We start from the raw sequence: 16357 nt of genomic DNA, 5'->3' as shown, positions 1-16357 counted from the left end.
GGCGAGGTCTTGGTCAGGCTTGGATCGTGAGGGTGGAGCCTTCGCGGCCCTTGGCGACTGCCAGCTGGGTGGGGATGCGCTCGCGCATCTCGGTGACGTGGCTGACCACGCCGATGATGCGGCCGCCCTCGCGGAGCGTGTCGAGGACGTCGAGTACGTCATCGAGGGTGTCGGCGTCGAGGGAGCCGAAGCCCTCGTCGACGAAGAGGGTGTCGAGCATCTGGCCGCCGGCCTCGTTCATGATCACGTCGGCCAGGCCCAGCGCCAGGGCGAGGGAGACCACGAAGGTCTCTCCGCCCGACAGGGTGGCCGGGTCCCTCGACTCGCCGGACCAGTCGTCGCGGACCATCAGCGCCAGGCCGCCGCGGCGGTCGCCGGCGCCCTTGGCCGCGGAGTGCTCCAGGGCGTAGCGCTGGTCGCTCATCTTCGCCAGGCGTTCGTTGGCGGCGGCGACGACCTGGGTGAGACGGTAGGCGACGACGTAGGCCGACAGGCTCATCTGGAGCTGGTTGTCGCTGCTCTTCCCCTCGGCGAAGGAGGCGATCCGGACGGCGACCTCGAGGTCGTCACGTACGGGGGCCCAGGTCGAGAGCGCACGGGTCAGGTCGCGTTGCAGGGAGTCGAGGCGGGCGGCCCGGTTGGCGGCGGTGTCGGCCGCCGAGCGGGCGGCGTCGGCGGCGTCGGCGGCCTTGCGGTGGGCGGTGGCGAGCGCCGGCAGGTCCGGCTCCTCGGTGGCCAGGATATCCGCGGCGCCGGGGGAGTCGAGGGTCGCTCGGGCGGCCGCCAGGCTGTCGGCGTACGTCTTGATCTGGCTGTTCACCGCCGCGGCCCGCTCCGGCGGTAGTGCGGCCGCGAGGGCGCTCTCGGGGGTGTCGAAGCCGGCCCGGACCGCGGTGGCGGTGAGGGTGCGCTCGGCCCCGGCGAGCGCCTCGGCGGCGCGGGTGGCGGCCTCGAGGCGTTCGAGGTTCGTGGTCGCGGCGCGGTGGTCGCGATCGAGCGTGGTGAGCAGGGCGTCGAGATCCCGGTGGTCGCCACGGACGTCGGTCAGCTGCTCCTCGAGACGCTCGCGTTCCTCGGTGAGGTGACGCAGGGTGGTCTCGAGCTCGGCGGCGCGGGTCTCCAGCTCGGCACGGAGCGTTGCCGAGCGGGCCCGGGTCTCCTCGGCGGCGGTGAGCTCGGCGCGCAGGCTCGGCTCGCGGGCAGCCGTACGCTCCAGACCGGCCAGGCGCTCGGCCATCGACGCGGCCGGCTCGCCGGTCTCCCCAGCAGCCTCCTGGGCGAGCTGGAGACGGGTGGTGAGGTCGCGCACGTGCTGGTCGCGGGCGTGCTCCTCGGCGCTGGCGTTGTCGTAGGTCGCCTGCGCGGCCTTCTCGGCAGCCGCGTCGGGGGCGCCGTCGGCGGGGGAGGCCTTGTGGGGGTGCTCGTGGGACCCGCACACCGGGCAGTCCGCACCGACGGCGAGGGCCCCGGCGAGCTCGGCGGCGATGCCGTCCAGCCGGGCCTGGCGTACGTCGAGATAGTGGGTGCGCGCCTCCATGGCGGCCGTCCTGGCCGACTCGTGCCGGGCTCGGGCGTCGACGAGCTCCCGGCTCAGCCGGCCGAGCTCGGTGACGGCGGCGACCTGGGCACGCAGCACCGGGATCGCCGCGGCGGCCTCGGTGGCCGCCGCGAGGTCCGCGGTGAGGGCCTCGGCCTGCTGCGGCAGCTCTTCGGCGAGCCGGGCCTGCTCGCGGGTCTGGGTGAGGAGCCGGTCCCGCTGGATGCCGGTGGCCGCGAGCTCGCGGGTGACCTCGCTGAGACGTTGCTGGACCGGCGCCAGGGCACGGGCCTGGGCGAGACGGGCCGAGATCCGGTCCACGGCCGCCTTGGCATCGGTCAGGGTCAGGTCGCTCGGGGCGAGCGAGGTGGCCCTGGCGTGCTCGCGCCGCGCCTGGTCGGCCAGCTCGCTGACCCCGGCCACGGCCTCGGCCCGCTGGGCGGCCTCGACGCGGCGTACGCGCTCCTCCTGCTCCTCGGCAGCGGCGACGAGACGGCTCTCGGCGGCGGCTGCTGCCCGGAGGCCGCGCTGCTTCTCGGCCATCGCCCGAGCGGCGTCGAGGGCGGCGAGGGTCTCCGACTCCGCGGCCAGAGCCTCCATAGCGGCGCCGGAGGTGACGGCCTGCGACTCGGTGGCCTCTTCGGCCAGAGCGCGGGCCCAGGTGGCGATCGTGCCGTCGCCGGCGGGGAGGCCGAGGTCGTGGACGTCCCAGTCGTCGGGGAGCGTGACGGCCGCGGCCTCGCTGATCCGGCTGACCACCTCGGCGACGCCGGCGTTGAGCTCCTCGGAGCGCCGCCGGAGCTCGACGCGGCGCTCACGCAGCCAGCGCTCGACATCGGCGAAACGCTCGGTGCGGAACAGCCGCTCGAGCAGCCGTTTGCGCTCCTCGGCGCTGGAGCGGAGGAAGGCCTGGAAACGCCCTTGGGGGAGCATCGCGACCTGCACGAACTGGGTGAGCGTCATGCCGAGGAGGTCCGAGACCAGGTGGCCTGCCTCGTCGAGGCGGGTGGTGAGGGTGCGCCACTCCTCGCCGACCTGCTCCATGAGCACGACGGAGGCCTGCTGGGTCGTGGTGCCGGCGCCACGCCGCTTGGGGCGCTCCCAGGACGGGGAGCGGGTGATCCGGAAGCGTCGCTGGGCGAGCGTCGCCTCCAGGACGACCCGCGTCGCGACCTCGGCCGGGGCCCGGTCGCTGCGCAGCCGCTTCGCGACCGAACGGTCACCGGGGACGTCGCCGTAGAGCGCGAAGCAGACCGCGTCCAGGACGCTCGTCTTCCCGGCGCCGGTGGCGCCGGAGAGCAGGAAGAGCCCCGCCTCGGAGAGCTGGTCGAAGTCGACGCTCACCGTGCCCGTGAACGGGCCGAACGCGGCGACCTCCAGGTGGTGAAGGCGCATCAGAAGAGCACCTCGAGCCACTCCTCTTCCTCGGCGACGCCGGAGCGCGAGTCGAGCGAGTCGGCCTCGGGATCCTCACAGCAGGCGTCCACGGCGGTCTGCAGCAGCGCCAGCTCGGCCTTGGCTGCGGGCTCGCCGCGGAGCTCGGCCACGAACTCGGTGACCAGGTCGATGTCACGCCGCGGCCGGGACGGGTCGGGCTGCGACAGGGCACCCAGGACCGGCGCGGTCGACTCGAACCCCAGCACGAGGGTGTGCGGGAACCGCCGCCGTAGCCGCTCCATGGCCTGGGCCGGGCGGATCCGGTCGGTCAGGGTGATCTGCAGCCACGACTGCTCGTGGACCTCGTGGCGGGGGTCGCTCAGGAGCTCCTCGAGCGTGCCCCGCAGCCTGGCCAGGTTGCGCGGGACCGGCGCCTCCACGAACTCGCTGGCGACGAAGCCGGACTCGTCGAGATCGATGAGCCATGACCCCTTGAGGTGGTTGGCCTCGGAGAAGGAGTAGGCCAGCGGGGAGCCGCTGTAGCGCACCGTGTCGGTGATCGTGTGGCGGCCGTGGAGGTGGCCGAGGGCGGCGTAGGAGATGTCCTCGAAGAGGCTGGCGGGCACCATCGAGACGCCGCCGACGGAGATGTCGCGCTCGGAGTCGGAGGGCTCCGCCCCGGTGACGAAGGCGTGGGCCATCACCACGCTGCGGCCACCTCGGCGGTTGAGGTCGGCGCGGACCCGCCGCATCGCCTCGCCGAGCGCCGTCTGGTGGGAGCGCGACTCGAGCCCCCACGACGCCCTGGCGGCGTCGGGATCGAGGTAGGGGAGTCCGTAGAAGGCCACCTCGCCGTGCTCGTCGGGGAGCATCACCGGGCGGCCGACCCCCGCCAGGTCGGTGCGGATGAAGATGCCGGCGGCGTCGATCAGCTCGGAGCCGAAGCCCAGGCGCTGGGCCGAGTCGTGGTTGCCGCTGGTGATGACGACCTTCGCCCTCGAGGCCGCGAGCCGCGAGAGCGCCTCCGAGGCCAGCCGCACGGCGTCGACCTGCGGAAGCGCCCGGTCGTAGACGTCGCCGGATACGCAGACCACGTCGACGGATCCCTGCTCCACCACGGAGAGGAGATGGTCGACGTACGCCGCCTGGTGCCCGAGCATGCCCTCCCGGTGGAAGGACCGGCCCAGGTGCCAGTCGGAGGTGTGCAGGATCCGCATGAAACGAAAACTATCGGTGAGCACGGACAGTCTTGCCCCCGACTCACCGCCGGAGCGTCGGCTACGCGGGATAGGTCACCTTGATCGCCAGCTGCCGCTGCAGGTTGTCGGCTGCGTCGGACACCCGGCGGCGTACGCCCGGGTCGAGATCCAGCTCGATGACCGCCCGCGCGGCAGCGAGAGTCTCCTCGGTCACCGAGCCGCTCGGGAAGAACGCCTCGGCGGCCTCGGCGAGGCTCCAGCCCGACCGCTTCTCGGCGGTGGCGGGAAGCTGGGCGAAGTAGCGCTCGACATAGCCCGCGGTGAGCTCGGCCGGACCGGTCCAGAACGCCCGTCCGGCGGCCAGGATGTCGTAGTTGGGCAGGTCGGTCTCGCCGGTGAACACCGACCAGCCGTACGCCTTCGCCTCCGCGTCGGGGATGCTGACCAGGGCGCCGTTGAGGTGGATGCGGGCCTCGTTGGCGGGCTCGGCGTCATAGGCAGCCTGCAGCTCCGGACGATCCGCGAAACCGTTCTCGGCGAGCTTGGCCAGGATGCGCCAGCGCAGGTCGAGGTCGGTCTCGATCCCGGCCGGGGGAGTGGCGAGCCATTCCCGCAGCAGCGACTCGGACGACGCCGAGCGGATCGCCGCGCGGTAGGACGACAGCTGCAGCTCGGAGCCGGGAGCGACCTCGGCGAGCTTGCGGAGGGCGGCCTCGTGGAGCCGCTCGCGCGCCCCCGCAGGTGCCAGCGGCACCACCGAGCCGAAGAGCCACGGCATGGTGCGCCTCGGGGTGTCCTCGAGGTCCTCGACCGGCAGCGACGCCTCGGCGATGTCGATGACGTCGGCCGGGTCGACCGCGGCGTTGAACCAGGCACTGCGCAGGTTGTTCCACACGCCCGCGCGCAGGCCGTCGTCGGTGATCTCCGGGAGGGCCGCCTTGAGCGCCTGCACCGTCTCCCAGTCGGGGATGGCCGAGGCCCAGGTGTCGTCGTAGGGGTCGAGCACGACGGCGTTGGCGGCACTGGCATTTGAAGAACTGGGGAGCGGCGTCTGGTCACCGCTCACCGTGATCTCCTCGGTGGTCCACTGGGTGCCGTTGAGGATCGCCGCGCGGAAGGTGTGCGAGCGGTCGGCGGGGTGCCGCGATGGAGCGGTGCGGTTGACGACCATCTTGGCCGGGTCCCACGAGAGCGTGTCCGGGCCGGCTTTGAGCAGCCACTGGGAGGTGAAGGTGTCGAGGTCGAACTCAACCCCGGCCTCGGCGGCAGCGGCGTCCCAGGAGCCGAACAGGTCGTGCATCGTCGCGTTGCCGAACCGGTGCTTGGTGAAGTGGTCGATCGCGCCCGCGAAGAAGACGTCGTCGCCCAGCGATGCGGCGAGCTGGCGCAGGATCGCGGAGCCCTTGGAGTAGGAGATCCCGTCGAAGTTCTGCAGCGCGGAGACGGCGTCCTCGGCGCCGTTGCCGGCGACCGAGTGCGTCGAGCCGCGCTGGTCGGCGGTCAGACCCCACTGGCGGCGGGCGTAGGACATGTCGGCCCAGGCGTCGGCGTACTCCGTGACCTCGGCGGTCACCCGGTTGCCCATGTATTCGGCGAACGACTCGTTGAGCCACAGGTCGTCCCACCACTCCGGCGTGACCAGGTCGCCGAACCACTGGTGAGCCATCTCGTGGGCGACCGTGGTGGCGCGCTGGATCCGCATGCCACGGGTCACGCGCGAGGTGAAGACGAGCGGGTCCCGGAAGGTCACGCAGCCCGGGTTCTCCATCGCGCCCGCGTTGAACTCCGGCACGAACGCCTGGTGGTAGTTGCCGAACGGGTAGCGGATGCCGAAGAGCCGGTGGAACTCGTCGAAGCACTGCTTGGTGATCGTGAAGAGCTCCTCGGCGTCCTTGTCGAGGTCGGCGGCGATGCTCTGCCGTGAGCTCAGCGACAGCGGGATCCCGTCGTGCTCGTCGTGGATCATGTGCCACGGGCCGGCGACGAGCGTGACGAAGTACGTCGAGAGCGGCTGGCTCCGCTCGAACTCCCAGGTCCCGGGGGAGGTCTGGGTGCCCGGAGCGTTGCCGATCACCGTCCAGTCGTGCGGCGCGGTCACGTGGAAGGTGTAGGGCGCCTTCAGATCGGGCTGGTCGAAGCAGGCGAAGATCGTCGGGGCGGCGTCCATGAAGCACATCCCGTAGACGTAGGCCCGTCCGTCGGCCGGGTCGACGCTGCGGTGGAGTCCCTCGCCGTCGTTGCGGAACGGCATGGTGGCCTCGACGACGAGCTCGTTCGGGCCCTCCTGCGTGCTGATCGGGAGACGCCCCTTGGCGAGCGTGGCCGGGTCGATCGAAGCACCGTTGAGGCTGATCCGCTCGACCGAGACCGGCTTCAGGTCGAGGAACGTCGGTCCGCCTCTCGAGGTGAACCGGATCGTCGTCACGGAGCCGAACGTCTCCTCGCTGGAGGCGAGATCGAGGCGTACGTCGTAGTCCTCGATCTTCAGCAGGCTGGCACGGGCGGCGGCCTCGTCTCGGCGCAGGGGCAGGCTCTGGGTGCTCACGTCGCACAGGCTAACGGGCGGATGGCACTCTTTCCCCATGACTGACTCTGCTGCAGACCTGCGCTCGGTATCTCTGGAGAAGATCGGCGAGCACCGCTTCCGTGCGACCAACGCGCGCGGCGGCAGCGTGGTGATCGGCCACGGCGACGACCCCGACTTCACCCCGGTCGAGCTGCTCCTCGCCGCCCTGGCCGGCTGCAGCGCCCTGGACGTCGACTTCATCACCGGCAAGCGGTCCCCGATGGAGACCTTCGAGGCTCTCGCCGCGGCCCGGAAGATCCGCGACGAGCAGGGCAACCGCCTGGTCGACATCGCGGTCACCTTCGACATCACCTTCCCCGAGGGTGAGGCCGGCGACGCCGCTCGCAAGGTCCTCCCGGACGCGATCAAGAAGTCCGAGACCCGGCTGTGCACCGTCGGCCGCACCGTCGCCGTCGGCACCCCGGTGAGCTACGGAGAGGGCGCCCTCTCCTAGCCCGCCTCGGCGCTCAGGGGAGCAGGAGGGCGGAGTCGCCGAACTCGTGCCACAGGTAGCCGTCGGCGACGGCGGCGTCGTAGGCCGCCTGGGTGAGCTCGGGGCCGGCGACGGCCTCCACCAGCAGCAGATGGCTGGCCTGAGGGTCGTGCCAGCCCGTGATGAGCCCGTTGACGACGTACGGCGGGTTGGCGGGCGTGATGACCCGGTCGGTCCAGCCGCTCGCCGCCCTGACCGCGCCCGTCGCGGGGATGACCGCTGACTCGAGGGCGCGGGTGACGGTGGTGCCGGCCGCGACGACGCGGCCCCCGGCGTACCTGGTCTGCTCCACCAGCCGGGCCGTGGTCTCGGAGACCTCGAACCACTCCGCGCCGGGGGCCTCGCCGGCCTCCTGGGAGGAGACGCCGGTGTGCAGGGTGATGGGCGCGACCTGGATCCCGCGGGTGACCAGCTCGGTGACCAGCGGGTGGGTGAACGGGCGCGCCGCCGAGGGCATCTCGGCGCTCCCGGGGCGGTGCCCGAAGACAGTCTGGTAGACGGAGAGCGGGTAGCGGCGGTCGAGATAGCCGTACGCGATCGGGCGTCCGGCCCGCTCGAGCTCGGCGGTCACGTCGCCGGTGACGCGGGCGCGCCACAGCCGGTTGCCCTCGCCGGTGGGGGAGGAGGGGCGCCCGTCCGGGTACGGCTCGAGGAGGGTCACCCGTAGGCCCGCGGTCACGACCACGTCCCCCTCGGCGGCGTCGAGCACGGACCGGGAGGCGTCTGGAGCTGAACGGAGCTCCACGGCCCAGCCCGTGTCGAGGCGTTGGGCGAGGTGGAGCACGACCCGGCCGCGCCCGATCAGGTCGGCGTCGAGCTGGCGGGCCTCGGTCACCGAGTCGTTGACCACGACCAGGTCGCCGGGGGAGAGGTGGTCGGCAAGGTTGCGGAACCGGGCATGTCGTACGCCGCCCGGGGACGCCACGAGCAGGCGCACCCCGTCGCGTTCGATGCCGCGCCACTCCGCGGGCGCGGGAGCGGTGGTCTCGTCGGGAAAGGGGAACGTGGTGGTCGGTCGTTCGGCGAGCATGGTCATCGGGTTGCTCCTACGGATACGAGTTCGGTGGCGCGGTAGCGCCCGGACGGCTGTTCGCCGGAGAGCAGTGCGAGCAGGTGCGGAACGACCGATTCCGGCAGCGGCCGGTCGGAGATGTCCTCGCCGGGGAAGGCGGCCTGGTGCATCGCGGTGCGCATGTCACCGGGGTCGACGGCGTACGCGCGGATGCCGTTCTCCTCGCCGAGGGTGAGGATCAGGTGGTCGAGCGCGGCCTTGCTCGCTGCGTACGTTCCCCAGGTCGGGTAGTGCTCGACCGCCGCGTCGCTGGAGATGCCCACCAGGGTGCCGCGCGAGGCGATCAGGTAGGGGAGGAGTCGCTGGGTGAGCGAGAGCGGGGCCAGTACGTTTGTCGCGAGCACGCTGGAGAAGAGGCTCTCGGGGACCTCGGCCAGCGGCAGCATCGGGCCGAGCTCGCTGGCGTTGTGCACCAGCAGGTCGAGGCGCCCGTGGCGGGCGACCGCGGCCGCCACGGCGTCCTGATGGTCGAGATCGCGTACGTCGCCGCTCAGCGTCGTCACCCGGGCGCTGTCCGGCAGGGCGGCATGGAGACGGTCGGCGTTGCGGGCGTCGGTGACGATGCTCCAGCCCTTGTCGATGAGGGAGGTCGCGAGGGCGAGTCCCAGCCCTGCGGAACCGCCGGTGATGACGGCTACTTCGTTGTCTGATCTGTTCATGCCCCCTAGGATTCAACCTAAAGTGAACTTGAGATCAAGGGCTGTGACAGAAAAGAGTGAGATGAACACCCACGACCTGCTCACGATGGGCGAGGTGACCCGGCGCAGCGGCTACGCCGCCTCCGCGGTGCGCTACTACGAGAGCCAGGGCCTGATCCAGGCCGAGCGATCGGCCGGGGGACAGCGTACGTTCGAGCGCAGCGTCCTGCGCCGGCTCGCCTTCATCAGAGCGGCCGCCAACGTCGGGCTCTCCCTGGACGAGATCAAGGCCGAGCTCGACTGCCTGCCGGGGGACCGCACCCCCACGAAGGCCGACTGGGCGCGCATGTCCAGGCACTGGCGCCGCCGCCTCGAGGAGCAGATCCACGCCCTCGAGCGCCTCCGCGACAACCTCGACTCCTGCATCGGCTGCGGCTGCCTGTCCCTGCAGCGCTGCGGCATCTCCAATCCCAACGACGCCGCGGCGGCCCAGAGCCCCGGCGCCGCGTACCTCCCCAAGGTCCTGCGCCGCGACCCACCCCGCCGCCGCGCCTGACCCGCCGAATCGGTAGAAGCTGCGTGCCGAGAATGCAGTTGTGGGCGACGAAACTGGAGTTTCGTCGCCCACAACTACCGATTCGACGCGCCATACGTGCGGATTCGGCTCGAGGGTGATCAGCCGACGGTGATCGTCTCGAACTCGACAGGCGTCTTGGGGGCGCCGGTGCCGTCGGGGCCGGCCTCGCCCACGCCGGCCTCGCCGACCTCCTGGAGGGTCTTGATGGCGGCCTCGTCGAGGGTGCCGAAGACGGTGTAGGCGGGCGGGAGCTGGGTGTCGCCGAAGACCATGAAGAACTGGCTGCCGCCGGAGTTGGGCTGGCCGGTGTTGGCCATCGCGAGGGTGCCGGCGGGGAAGGTGTCGCTGTCCTTGAACTCGTCGGGGATCGTGTAGCCGGGGCCGCCGGTGCCCTGGCCGGTCGGGTCGCCGCACTGCAGCAACTCGAAGCCGGGGTTGGCGCCGAGGCGGTGGCAGCTGGTGCCGTCGTAGTAGTCCTGCGAGGCCAGCGAGAGGAACGAGTTGACGGTGCAGGGCGCCTTGTCGGCGTCGAGGGTGATCGCGAGCGGGCCGACGGAGGTGTTGATGGTGGCGGCGACCTTGCCGGTGTACTGCGCGGTCTTCTCCGGCTTGTCCACCTCCTTGGAGGCGCCCATCGGGTCCTCGGCGTAGTCGCAGCTCGTCGAGCCGGGCTTCACGATCGACTTCCAGTCGCTGGACTCGCTCGACTTCGGGCCCTTGCTCTCCGCGGCCTCGCCGGAACCGGACCCGCCATCGTCGGAACCACAGGCGGACAGCGTCAGGAGCAGGGCAGCGGCGGCAACGGCCGGGAGCGCACGAGAAGGCATGCCCAGATGCTAGGGGAGCGGTCCGAACGATTCCGCGACGGACCCCGCGTGGCGATGCCGGTGGCATCTTCTGCCAGCGTTGGGGCCACGCACTATCGCACACGATCGTCGTCGCCCGCGATACTGCACCAGCCTCACCTCACCCATTCGCCACGACAGGGGAGGGCTCGGATAGCCTCCAGCCGTGCCTGTGCTTTCCCTGCGTTTCGAGCTCGACGACCTGACCCGGCCCGAGGTGATCGGGCTCCTGGAGGACCACCTCGAGGACATGTACTCGGTGACGCCGGCCGAGTCGGTGCATGCGCTCGATCTCGAGGCACTGAAGGTGCCCGAGATCGCGTTCTGGTCGGCGTGGGAGGCCACCGAGCTCGTCGGTTGCGGCGCGCTGAAGTCGCTCGGCGAGGGCGACTACGAGCTCAAGTCGATGCGCACCACGGCCGCCGCCCGCGGCCGAGGCCAGGTCACGCGGCGGTCACCGGGTGCTTCTGGAGACCGGCACCGAAGGCTTCTACGAGCCCGCCCGACGTCTCTACGCGGGCAACGGCTTCACCGAGCGCCCGCCCTTCGGCAGCTACGTGCTCGATCCCAACTCGGTCTTCTTCGAGCTCTCGCTGTAGTCGTCGACCGGCGGCGCGTCCCGCCGGAACAGCAGGTCGTCGAGAGCGAGCTTGGTGCGGCGTACGACGATCAGGTAGACCGCGATCGCGAGCCAGCCCAGGTCGCGGAGGGTGTCGGCGAGATAGGCGGGGTCGGCCGAGGCGCCGCCGCCCCCGAAGCAGCCGCAGTCGATGTTGAGCCCGCGCGCCCAGGCCGAGGTGATCCCGACGAGGAATGAGCACAGGCCGAGCGCTGTCGCCACCGCCGCCGTCCGGGTGAACAGCCCGAGGATCAGCAGCGCGCCGAGGACGATCTCGGCGATCGGCATGGCGATCGCGTACGCAGGGGCCAGCTGCCACGGCAGCAGCTGGTAGCCGCGCACCGCCTGCTCGGTGATCGCCGGCTCGGGCAGCTTGGCGAGCCCGGCGGCGAGGAACACGAAGCCGAGGTAGAGGCGGCCGACGAGACCGATCCAGCCCAACAGATCAGCGCGCGTGCTCATGAGAGCACCACCCAGGAGGTGCGCAGGACGCCGAAGACGACGAACGCCGTCACGACTGCGTAGCCGGCCCACAGCACCGGCGCCGGCGAGACCTCGTCCCTGATCTCACGCCGCACGAACCACACCCCGAGCGCCAGCACGGCCACGGAGACCGCGACCAGCCCGACGACGTACCACACCTCGTTCACGTCGCCAGCGTGCCACAGTCGAGGCCCGCAACCACCGCCAGGACGCCCGCCTTCAGCGCATCTTCAGGCTGCGGGCCGCCTTCTCAGGAAACACGTCAGGGTTGCAGCCACCACGGGCTGGTGTAGGCGATGCCCAGGTCGTTGCAGGGATGGCCGTCCGGCCCTGGCGTCGCGTTGGCCTGGGTCGGGTCGCTGACCCGCAGCAGCACCCAGTCGCCGTCGTCGACGGAGACCGGCACGGTGACCGAGACCGGGTCGCCTACGCGGAACGCGACGACGGAGGCCACGACGGGCACAGACGGACCGGGGCGCAGCACCTGCAGGTGGAGCTCCCTGCCCACCCACTCCTCGTCGCGAGCCAGGTCGAGCGTGAACCGCATGTCACCGCCGCGGCCGGGGACCACCGAGCCCATCCGGTGCTCGACGCCGTCCAGCGTGGCCACGGCGTCGACCCGGAGTCCCGAGGTGCGCGTGGCGAAGAACCGCCGCGCCCGCATCGCCTCGAAGACGCCGGCACGGTCGTGGGAGGCGACCCACAGCCCCGTACGTCCCTTGCCCTCCGGGTGGCCCCAGTCGGTGCCGTGCTCGTCGGTGACCCCGCTGATCCCGGTGCGCCAGCCGGCGTTGAGGCACTGGCACAGCGGTGAGGTCTTCCCGTCGGCGTACCCCTCGAAGAGGTAGTCGTCGCCACGGTTGAACATCTCCAGCGACACCATCCGCTCTCGGGCTCGCGCGTCGTAGCGGAACTCCTGGAACCGGAACGGCTCGCGCCCGGGATGGTTGAACCCGGCGATCCCGTCAGCCCCACCGTCGATCAGCGGCGTGGAAGGCGAGCGCATCAGCCAGTCGAAGAACGGCCGCATCGCGCCGACGTCGACGATGTCGGTGAAGTGCTCGCTTCCCCACACGTTGATATGACCCAACAACGGCTCGGACCATTCGAAGCCTCGGATCGCGGTGAAGGTGCCGTCGGCGTTGGCCGCATCGGCCAGCTCGCGGGTCCGGGCCCAGTCCGAGCGGGTGATGCCGCCGATCTGCTTGTACGCCGCCGGCAGCAGCCCCGCGAGCGCATCACCGAGGATGTGGTCGGAGACCGTGGCATGGTCGGTGAGCGCCGCGACGTCGAGCCCGGCGCTCCGCATCGAGTCGAAGGCGAGGTCAGGGTCGCCGTCGCCGTCCGACATCAGCGTGTGGTTGTGCAGGTCGGCATGGACCAGCGTGGTCCCGGACGAGAGCCGCGACAGCCGGCTCGCCCCGACGCCGGACCGAGCGGTCGCCGAGGCCGCCGCACCCGTGAACGACGAGGACATCGACGCCAGCAGGAGCCCGGCTCCCGCCGCTCCCAGGGCCGTACGCCGCGTGAGCGGCCCGCTCATCGACCGAAGAGTCCCGTGCTGCTGTCCGAGGCACATGGCCCCTATTTCACGCAGATCCCAGCGGCGTACGGGAGGCTTTCAGATCAAAGGTCGGTGAAGTCGGCGTAGAGACAGGCATGGTCGGAGGCCGCGTGCTGCTCCGCGGTCAGCGTCGGGAACAGGTCCCAGGGATCCTTGGTCCGCGGCCCGTGCCACACGCCCTTGCGGAAGACGCCGCCGCCGGTCTGCTTCGCGCGCAGCGCGGGGGAGAGGAGCAGATAGTCGATCTTGTCGTCCTCGTTGCCGGAACCGTACGTTCCACGTCGGTGGTTCCAGTCCCAGTGCTCGTGCTCGCTGGCGTCGGCGAGCCCCTCGACGGACAGCAGCGGCTTCAGCGACTCGCTGGCGGGGGAGTCGTTGAGGTCGCCGGCTACGCAGACGTGCTCGATCCCCTCCTCGAGCAGTCCCTGGTAGATCTCCGCGACCCGCTTCGCCTGCCGGCCGCGCCGCTTGGCGCCGAGCGGGTCGCCCTTCTCCGAGTAGCCCTTGGACTTGAAGTGGTTGGCGAGGACCACGATCCGCGCGCCGCTGGGAGCGTCGAGGTGATACTCGCAGCAGTCGCGGGAGAAGATCACGCCCTCCTCGTCGCGGTCGAAGATGTGTGTGCGGAGCTGCACCAGGCGATAGCCGTCGCCGACCATGACGCCGACGTCGATGCCGCGCTCGTCGTTGCCCTCCACGACCATCACCTGCTCGTACGCCTCGGCGCCGACCTCCGGCAGCAGCGTCTGGGAGAACATGTGCAGCCCCGGCCGGTCGTCGGCCTCGACGACCACCGCGACCTCGGCCCGCAGCTCAGCGAAGACGCGCGCGGTGTTCTCGGTGGCGACCTCGTCGACAGCGGTGGTCTTGAGCTCGACGAACCCGACCCAGTCGTTGCGCCCCTGTGCGACCAGCTGCACCGGCCCCGAGCGCGGGCGTTTGAGCAGCTTGCCGCGCATCTTCCGCAGCCGCGCGAACTCGCCCTCGTCGCTCTTCAGGAGCCCCAGCTTCTCGAGGTTGTCCAGGATCTCCTGCTCATCGCCCTGATAGCTGGGCTGGGCGAGAAGGGTGGAGACGCGGGCGTGAGCGGTCAGGACCGCTCGACGCGTCGCGGCATCGGCCTCGTCGGCGTCCATCGCCTTCGGCCGGGCGAAGAGGTTCTCGACATTGAACGATGCGAGGCGCATCTCCCCAGGCTAAGCCACTCGACCCGTCACCGGGTCGCGATCGGTGAGGCAGTAGATCTGCCCGTACGGCGCGCGCATCACCGTCCACCACTCGAAGACGCCGACCGTGTCGGCGCCGAGCGCCTCGTGACGGCAGGTCTCCGAGGCACGGTTGGCGACCGCCACGTCGGGATGCGCCCCGACCTCGCCGTCCTCGTCCTCGAGCCGCTGCAGGAGGATCCGGAGCCCGCCGTGCGGGTCGGGGTCGGCGAGGCGTACGAACTCGGGGGTCTTGGCCTGCTCGGGCGTTCGTCCCGTGACCCCAGCCCAGAAGGCGACCTCCTGGTCCCAGCGGGAGCGAGGGATGTCGATGCACACCTGGTCGAGGACCCGCTCCGGCTCCGAGCGCGCGAAGCGGGGACGCGACCCCTCGCCGAGCGTGTGACAGAAGAGCATGCCGCCAGGGGAGCGCATCACCGGAACACCGTCGTAGTTCCACGCCGGACTCGCTCCCTGCGACGTCGATCGCTCGACCGCAGCCTCACGATCGGCGGCGTCGAGATCGACGTGGATCCGCGGCTCGCCGTCGTCGAGAGCCTGCATCTTCAGCCAGGAATCGCCCGTCTGCGGCACCAGCGTGAGGAACTGCCCGTCCTCGCCCCTCGGCGGCGAGATCGCCCATCCGGTCGCCGCGGACCAGAATCCGACCGCCTCCTCCCATCGTTCCCGTGGGACGTCTAGGAAGAGGTGGAACCAGGCAGGTTCGCCGGTGGTGCTCATGTCCGCGACCCTACGCGTGCGTCGAGGCGGATGTGGCCGAAAACGACGTACGCCGGGGTGCACCGCGACTGCGGCACACCCCGGCGTAGCACGGGATCAGCCCTGCTGAGAGATCCCGAACTGTACGTTGCCGGAGGCATCCATCCCGGCGTCGAGGACCTTGTCGTCGAGCTCGGCGGCAGCGCCCTGGTCGAGGAAGACCCGCGCACCCTCCTGCTCGATGACCTGGTCCTCCGCCTCGGCGGTCGGGACGAGAGCGGCGCTCAATGCGCCGTCCGGTTCTGCGTTGGAGGCGAGCCGGAGGCCGGCGCCCTGGGACTGCTCGGAGATCGAGCGGACGATCGTGGTGGCGTTCTCGGTCAGCTGAAGCATGTCGAGATCTTCCATGGTTGGGTACGGAGTACCCGCTCCACCATTCCTCACAGATCGGCCTCGTTCAAGCCCGGCATGCCGCGTTCAGGCGTCCCAGCCCTCCGGACGGAGCTTCTTCGGGAGCTTCGAGACGACCGTGGCGTACGACTCGTCGACCGCTTCCAGGATCTCCTCGTCCGGGATCGAGCCGCCCCAGGCGAGGTCGTTCCAGCCCGAGCGGCCGATGTAGCCGGTGACGGTCACATCGTCGGGATAGCGCAGCAGCCACTCGTCGGCGATCTCCCGGGACGGCCCGCACTTCAGCCCCACTTTCGCGTCGCCGAGGAAGGCGAAGATCTTGCCGCGCTCACCCGGCCCGACCTTGATCACCGGGTGCTCGTGATCCCACGGGTTGTCCGGCCAGGCGCCCGGCTTGGTGAGGCAGTAGGCCTGCAGCGACGTCACGTCCATGGCGACCATGGTGCCACCGTTGGAGGCCGCCCGGGCCGGCGATTTCAGTCGGGTCAATTGCCGCTTGGCGGGCCTAGAATTGATCGCGAGGACAGTCGTTCTTCCTTTGGCATTGGGCTGAGGAGGTGAAATTCAAATGTCGTCTGAACACATGTCCATTCAGGAACATCCCGACATCGCGGCACTCCGGGACCGGTTCGATCTGACCGGCTCCTCCGCCACCGCCCAGGTGGTCGACGGTGTCACGATGATGGCCGGTCTCTATCTGGCCATATCGCCGTGGGTCGTGGGCTTCAACACCACGGCGTCACCACTGATGGTCAGCAACCTGATCATCGGCCTCGCTGTCGCTCTGCTGGCGCTCGGGTTCGCGTCGGCGTTCGGCCGCACACACGGTCTGGCCTGGACCGTCCCGCTCATGGGTGCATGGGCGATCGTCTCGCCGTGGCTCATGAACGGCGTCGACACCACCGCTGGAATGATCGCCTCCAACGTGATCGTCGGAGCTGTCATCATGCTGTGCGGACTCGGTGCGTCCGGGTTCGGCACGTTGTTCAATCCGCGTAGGTAAGCCCGCGGAACCGTCACCGACCGGCCGAGCGAGAAGCGCTCGGCCGGC

At 70.8% G+C, this 16357-nt stretch carries 17 protein-coding genes; 4 read left to right on the top strand and 13 right to left on the bottom strand.

Features of this window, described 5'->3' with window-relative positions:
• Positions 1–13 precede the first annotated feature (13 nt).
• From OH802_RS19720 to pepN, 3 genes are all read right to left on the bottom strand, one after another.
• Positions 14–2932 carry an AAA family ATPase gene (locus tag OH802_RS19720; RefSeq protein WP_406021281.1) on the bottom strand — a complete coding sequence of 973 codons (2919 nt, stop codon included), beginning with the start codon at positions 2930–2932 and terminating at the stop codon, positions 14–16.
• Entirely contained in the window at positions 2932–4131 is a 1200-nt protein-coding gene (locus tag OH802_RS19715) for an exonuclease SbcCD subunit D (RefSeq protein ID WP_406021280.1), read from the bottom strand. The genes OH802_RS19720 and OH802_RS19715 overlap by 1 nt, the downstream gene beginning before the upstream one ends.
• A 61-nt stretch (positions 4132–4192) precedes the next feature.
• Positions 4193–6658, bottom strand: a complete 2466-nt coding sequence (gene pepN, locus OH802_RS19710) for an aminopeptidase N (protein ID WP_406021278.1) — start codon at positions 6656–6658, stop codon at positions 4193–4195.
• A gap of 37 nt (positions 6659–6695) precedes the next feature.
• On the opposite strand from pepN, the gene OH802_RS19705 reads away from it, so the two are divergent.
• A complete protein-coding gene (locus OH802_RS19705) occupies positions 6696–7133 on the top strand; it encodes an OsmC family protein (protein WP_406021276.1) in 438 nt (145 codons plus the stop codon).
• Between the two features lie 13 nt (positions 7134–7146).
• On the opposite strand, the gene OH802_RS19700 is transcribed toward OH802_RS19705, so the two are convergent.
• Together OH802_RS19700 and OH802_RS19695 are read right to left on the bottom strand one after the other, a co-directional pair.
• On the bottom strand, positions 7147–8208 hold the full coding sequence (locus OH802_RS19700) for an S-adenosylmethionine:tRNA ribosyltransferase-isomerase (protein ID WP_406021274.1): 1062 nt from the start codon (positions 8206–8208) through the stop codon (positions 7147–7149).
• Positions 8205–8903 (bottom strand): SDR family NAD(P)-dependent oxidoreductase, encoded by a 699-nt coding sequence (locus tag OH802_RS19695; RefSeq protein ID WP_406021272.1) that lies wholly within the window; start codon positions 8901–8903, stop codon positions 8205–8207. The genes OH802_RS19700 and OH802_RS19695 overlap by 4 nt, the downstream gene beginning before the upstream one ends.
• A 61-nt stretch (positions 8904–8964) precedes the next feature.
• On the opposite strand from OH802_RS19695, the gene soxR reads away from it, so the two are divergent.
• Positions 8965–9438 carry a redox-sensitive transcriptional activator SoxR gene (gene soxR, locus OH802_RS19690; RefSeq protein ID WP_355232463.1) on the top strand — a complete coding sequence of 158 codons (474 nt, stop codon included), beginning with the start codon at positions 8965–8967 and terminating at the stop codon, positions 9436–9438.
• Positions 9439–9557: 119 nt separating this feature from the next.
• Here the strand turns inward: soxR and OH802_RS19685 are convergent, their stop codons facing one another.
• Positions 9558–10286 carry a peptidylprolyl isomerase gene (locus OH802_RS19685; protein WP_406021270.1) on the bottom strand — a complete coding sequence of 243 codons (729 nt, stop codon included), beginning with the start codon at positions 10284–10286 and terminating at the stop codon, positions 9558–9560.
• Between the two features lie 479 nt (positions 10287–10765).
• Here OH802_RS19685 and OH802_RS19680 point away from each other — a divergent pair, with 479 nt between their 5' ends.
• The gene (locus OH802_RS19680; RefSeq protein ID WP_406021268.1) at positions 10766–10903 is read left to right on the top strand and encodes a hypothetical protein; all 138 of its coding nucleotides are present in this window, start codon (positions 10766–10768) and stop codon (positions 10901–10903) included.
• On the opposite strand, the gene OH802_RS19675 is transcribed toward OH802_RS19680, so the two are convergent.
• From OH802_RS19675 to OH802_RS19645, 7 genes are all read right to left on the bottom strand, one after another.
• Positions 10858–11385 carry a DoxX family protein gene (locus OH802_RS19675; RefSeq protein ID WP_406021266.1) on the bottom strand — a complete coding sequence of 176 codons (528 nt, stop codon included), beginning with the start codon at positions 11383–11385 and terminating at the stop codon, positions 10858–10860. The two genes, OH802_RS19680 and OH802_RS19675, sit on opposite strands and share 46 nt — an antisense overlap.
• The gene (locus OH802_RS19670) at positions 11382–11573 is read right to left on the bottom strand and encodes a hypothetical protein (RefSeq protein WP_406021264.1); all 192 of its coding nucleotides are present in this window, start codon (positions 11571–11573) and stop codon (positions 11382–11384) included. Before OH802_RS19670 ends, OH802_RS19675 begins: the two co-directional genes overlap by 4 nt.
• A gap of 95 nt (positions 11574–11668) precedes the next feature.
• Positions 11669–12949, bottom strand: coding sequence for a CehA/McbA family metallohydrolase (locus OH802_RS19665; RefSeq protein WP_406021263.1), 1281 nt, complete (start codon positions 12947–12949; stop codon positions 11669–11671).
• An 83-nt stretch (positions 12950–13032) separates the two neighbouring features.
• On the bottom strand, positions 13033–14157 hold the full coding sequence (locus OH802_RS19660; protein WP_406021261.1) for an endonuclease/exonuclease/phosphatase family protein: 1125 nt from the start codon (positions 14155–14157) through the stop codon (positions 13033–13035).
• A 9-nt stretch (positions 14158–14166) separates the two neighbouring features.
• A complete protein-coding gene (locus OH802_RS19655; RefSeq protein ID WP_406021259.1) occupies positions 14167–14916 on the bottom strand; it encodes a VOC family protein in 750 nt (249 codons plus the stop codon).
• A gap of 96 nt (positions 14917–15012) precedes the next feature.
• Entirely contained in the window at positions 15013–15288 is a 276-nt protein-coding gene (locus OH802_RS19650; RefSeq protein ID WP_357339827.1) for a Fe-S cluster assembly protein HesB, read from the bottom strand.
• A gap of 84 nt (positions 15289–15372) precedes the next feature.
• Positions 15373–15738 (bottom strand): MmcQ/YjbR family DNA-binding protein, encoded by a 366-nt coding sequence (locus tag OH802_RS19645; RefSeq protein WP_406021257.1) that lies wholly within the window; start codon positions 15736–15738, stop codon positions 15373–15375.
• Positions 15739–15889: 151 nt separating this feature from the next.
• On the opposite strand from OH802_RS19645, the gene OH802_RS19640 reads away from it, so the two are divergent.
• The gene (locus OH802_RS19640; protein ID WP_350713980.1) at positions 15890–16309 is read left to right on the top strand and encodes an SPW repeat protein; all 420 of its coding nucleotides are present in this window, start codon (positions 15890–15892) and stop codon (positions 16307–16309) included.
• The last annotated feature ends 48 nt before the right edge of the window (positions 16310–16357 follow it).

It is taken from the genome of Nocardioides sp. NBC_00850, assembly GCF_045207335.1.
In the GTDB taxonomy this organism is placed as follows: Bacteria; Actinomycetota; Actinomycetes; order Propionibacteriales; family Nocardioidaceae; genus Nocardioides.
This window is presented reverse-complemented; position numbering and strand designations above follow the sequence as displayed.

What these genes read in the sequence shown, in the direction of transcription:
- OH802_RS19650 (WP_357339827.1), bottom strand. Translation starts at nt 15,288, where the DNA reads ATGCTTCAGCTGACCGAGAACGCCACCACGATCGTCCGCTCGATCTCC.
- OH802_RS19645 (WP_406021257.1), bottom strand. Translation starts at nt 15,738, where the DNA reads ATGGACGTGACGTCGCTGCAGGCCTACTGCCTCACCAAGCCGGGCGCC.
- OH802_RS19695 (WP_406021272.1), bottom strand. Translation starts at nt 8,903, where the DNA reads ATGAACAGATCAGACAACGAAGTAGCCGTCATCACCGGCGGTTCCGCA.
- OH802_RS19715 (WP_406021280.1), bottom strand. Translation starts at nt 4,131, where the DNA reads ATGCGGATCCTGCACACCTCCGACTGGCACCTGGGCCGGTCCTTCCAC.
- soxR (WP_355232463.1), top strand. Translation starts at nt 8,965, where the DNA reads ATGAACACCCACGACCTGCTCACGATGGGCGAGGTGACCCGGCGCAGC.
- OH802_RS19640 (WP_350713980.1), top strand. Translation starts at nt 15,890, where the DNA reads ATGTCCATTCAGGAACATCCCGACATCGCGGCACTCCGGGACCGGTTC.
- OH802_RS19660 (WP_406021261.1), bottom strand. Translation starts at nt 14,157, where the DNA reads ATGCGCCTCGCATCGTTCAATGTCGAGAACCTCTTCGCCCGGCCGAAG.
- OH802_RS19675 (WP_406021266.1), bottom strand. Translation starts at nt 11,385, where the DNA reads ATGAGCACGCGCGCTGATCTGTTGGGCTGGATCGGTCTCGTCGGCCGC.
- OH802_RS19685 (WP_406021270.1), bottom strand. Translation starts at nt 10,286, where the DNA reads ATGCCTTCTCGTGCGCTCCCGGCCGTTGCCGCCGCTGCCCTGCTCCTG.
- OH802_RS19720 (WP_406021281.1), bottom strand. Translation starts at nt 2,932, where the DNA reads ATGCGCCTTCACCACCTGGAGGTCGCCGCGTTCGGCCCGTTCACGGGC.
- OH802_RS19665 (WP_406021263.1), bottom strand. Translation starts at nt 12,949, where the DNA reads ATGAGCGGGCCGCTCACGCGGCGTACGGCCCTGGGAGCGGCGGGAGCC.
- OH802_RS19705 (WP_406021276.1), top strand. Translation starts at nt 6,696, where the DNA reads ATGACTGACTCTGCTGCAGACCTGCGCTCGGTATCTCTGGAGAAGATC.
- OH802_RS19655 (WP_406021259.1), bottom strand. Translation starts at nt 14,916, where the DNA reads ATGAGCACCACCGGCGAACCTGCCTGGTTCCACCTCTTCCTAGACGTC.
- OH802_RS19700 (WP_406021274.1), bottom strand. Translation starts at nt 8,208, where the DNA reads ATGACCATGCTCGCCGAACGACCGACCACCACGTTCCCCTTTCCCGAC.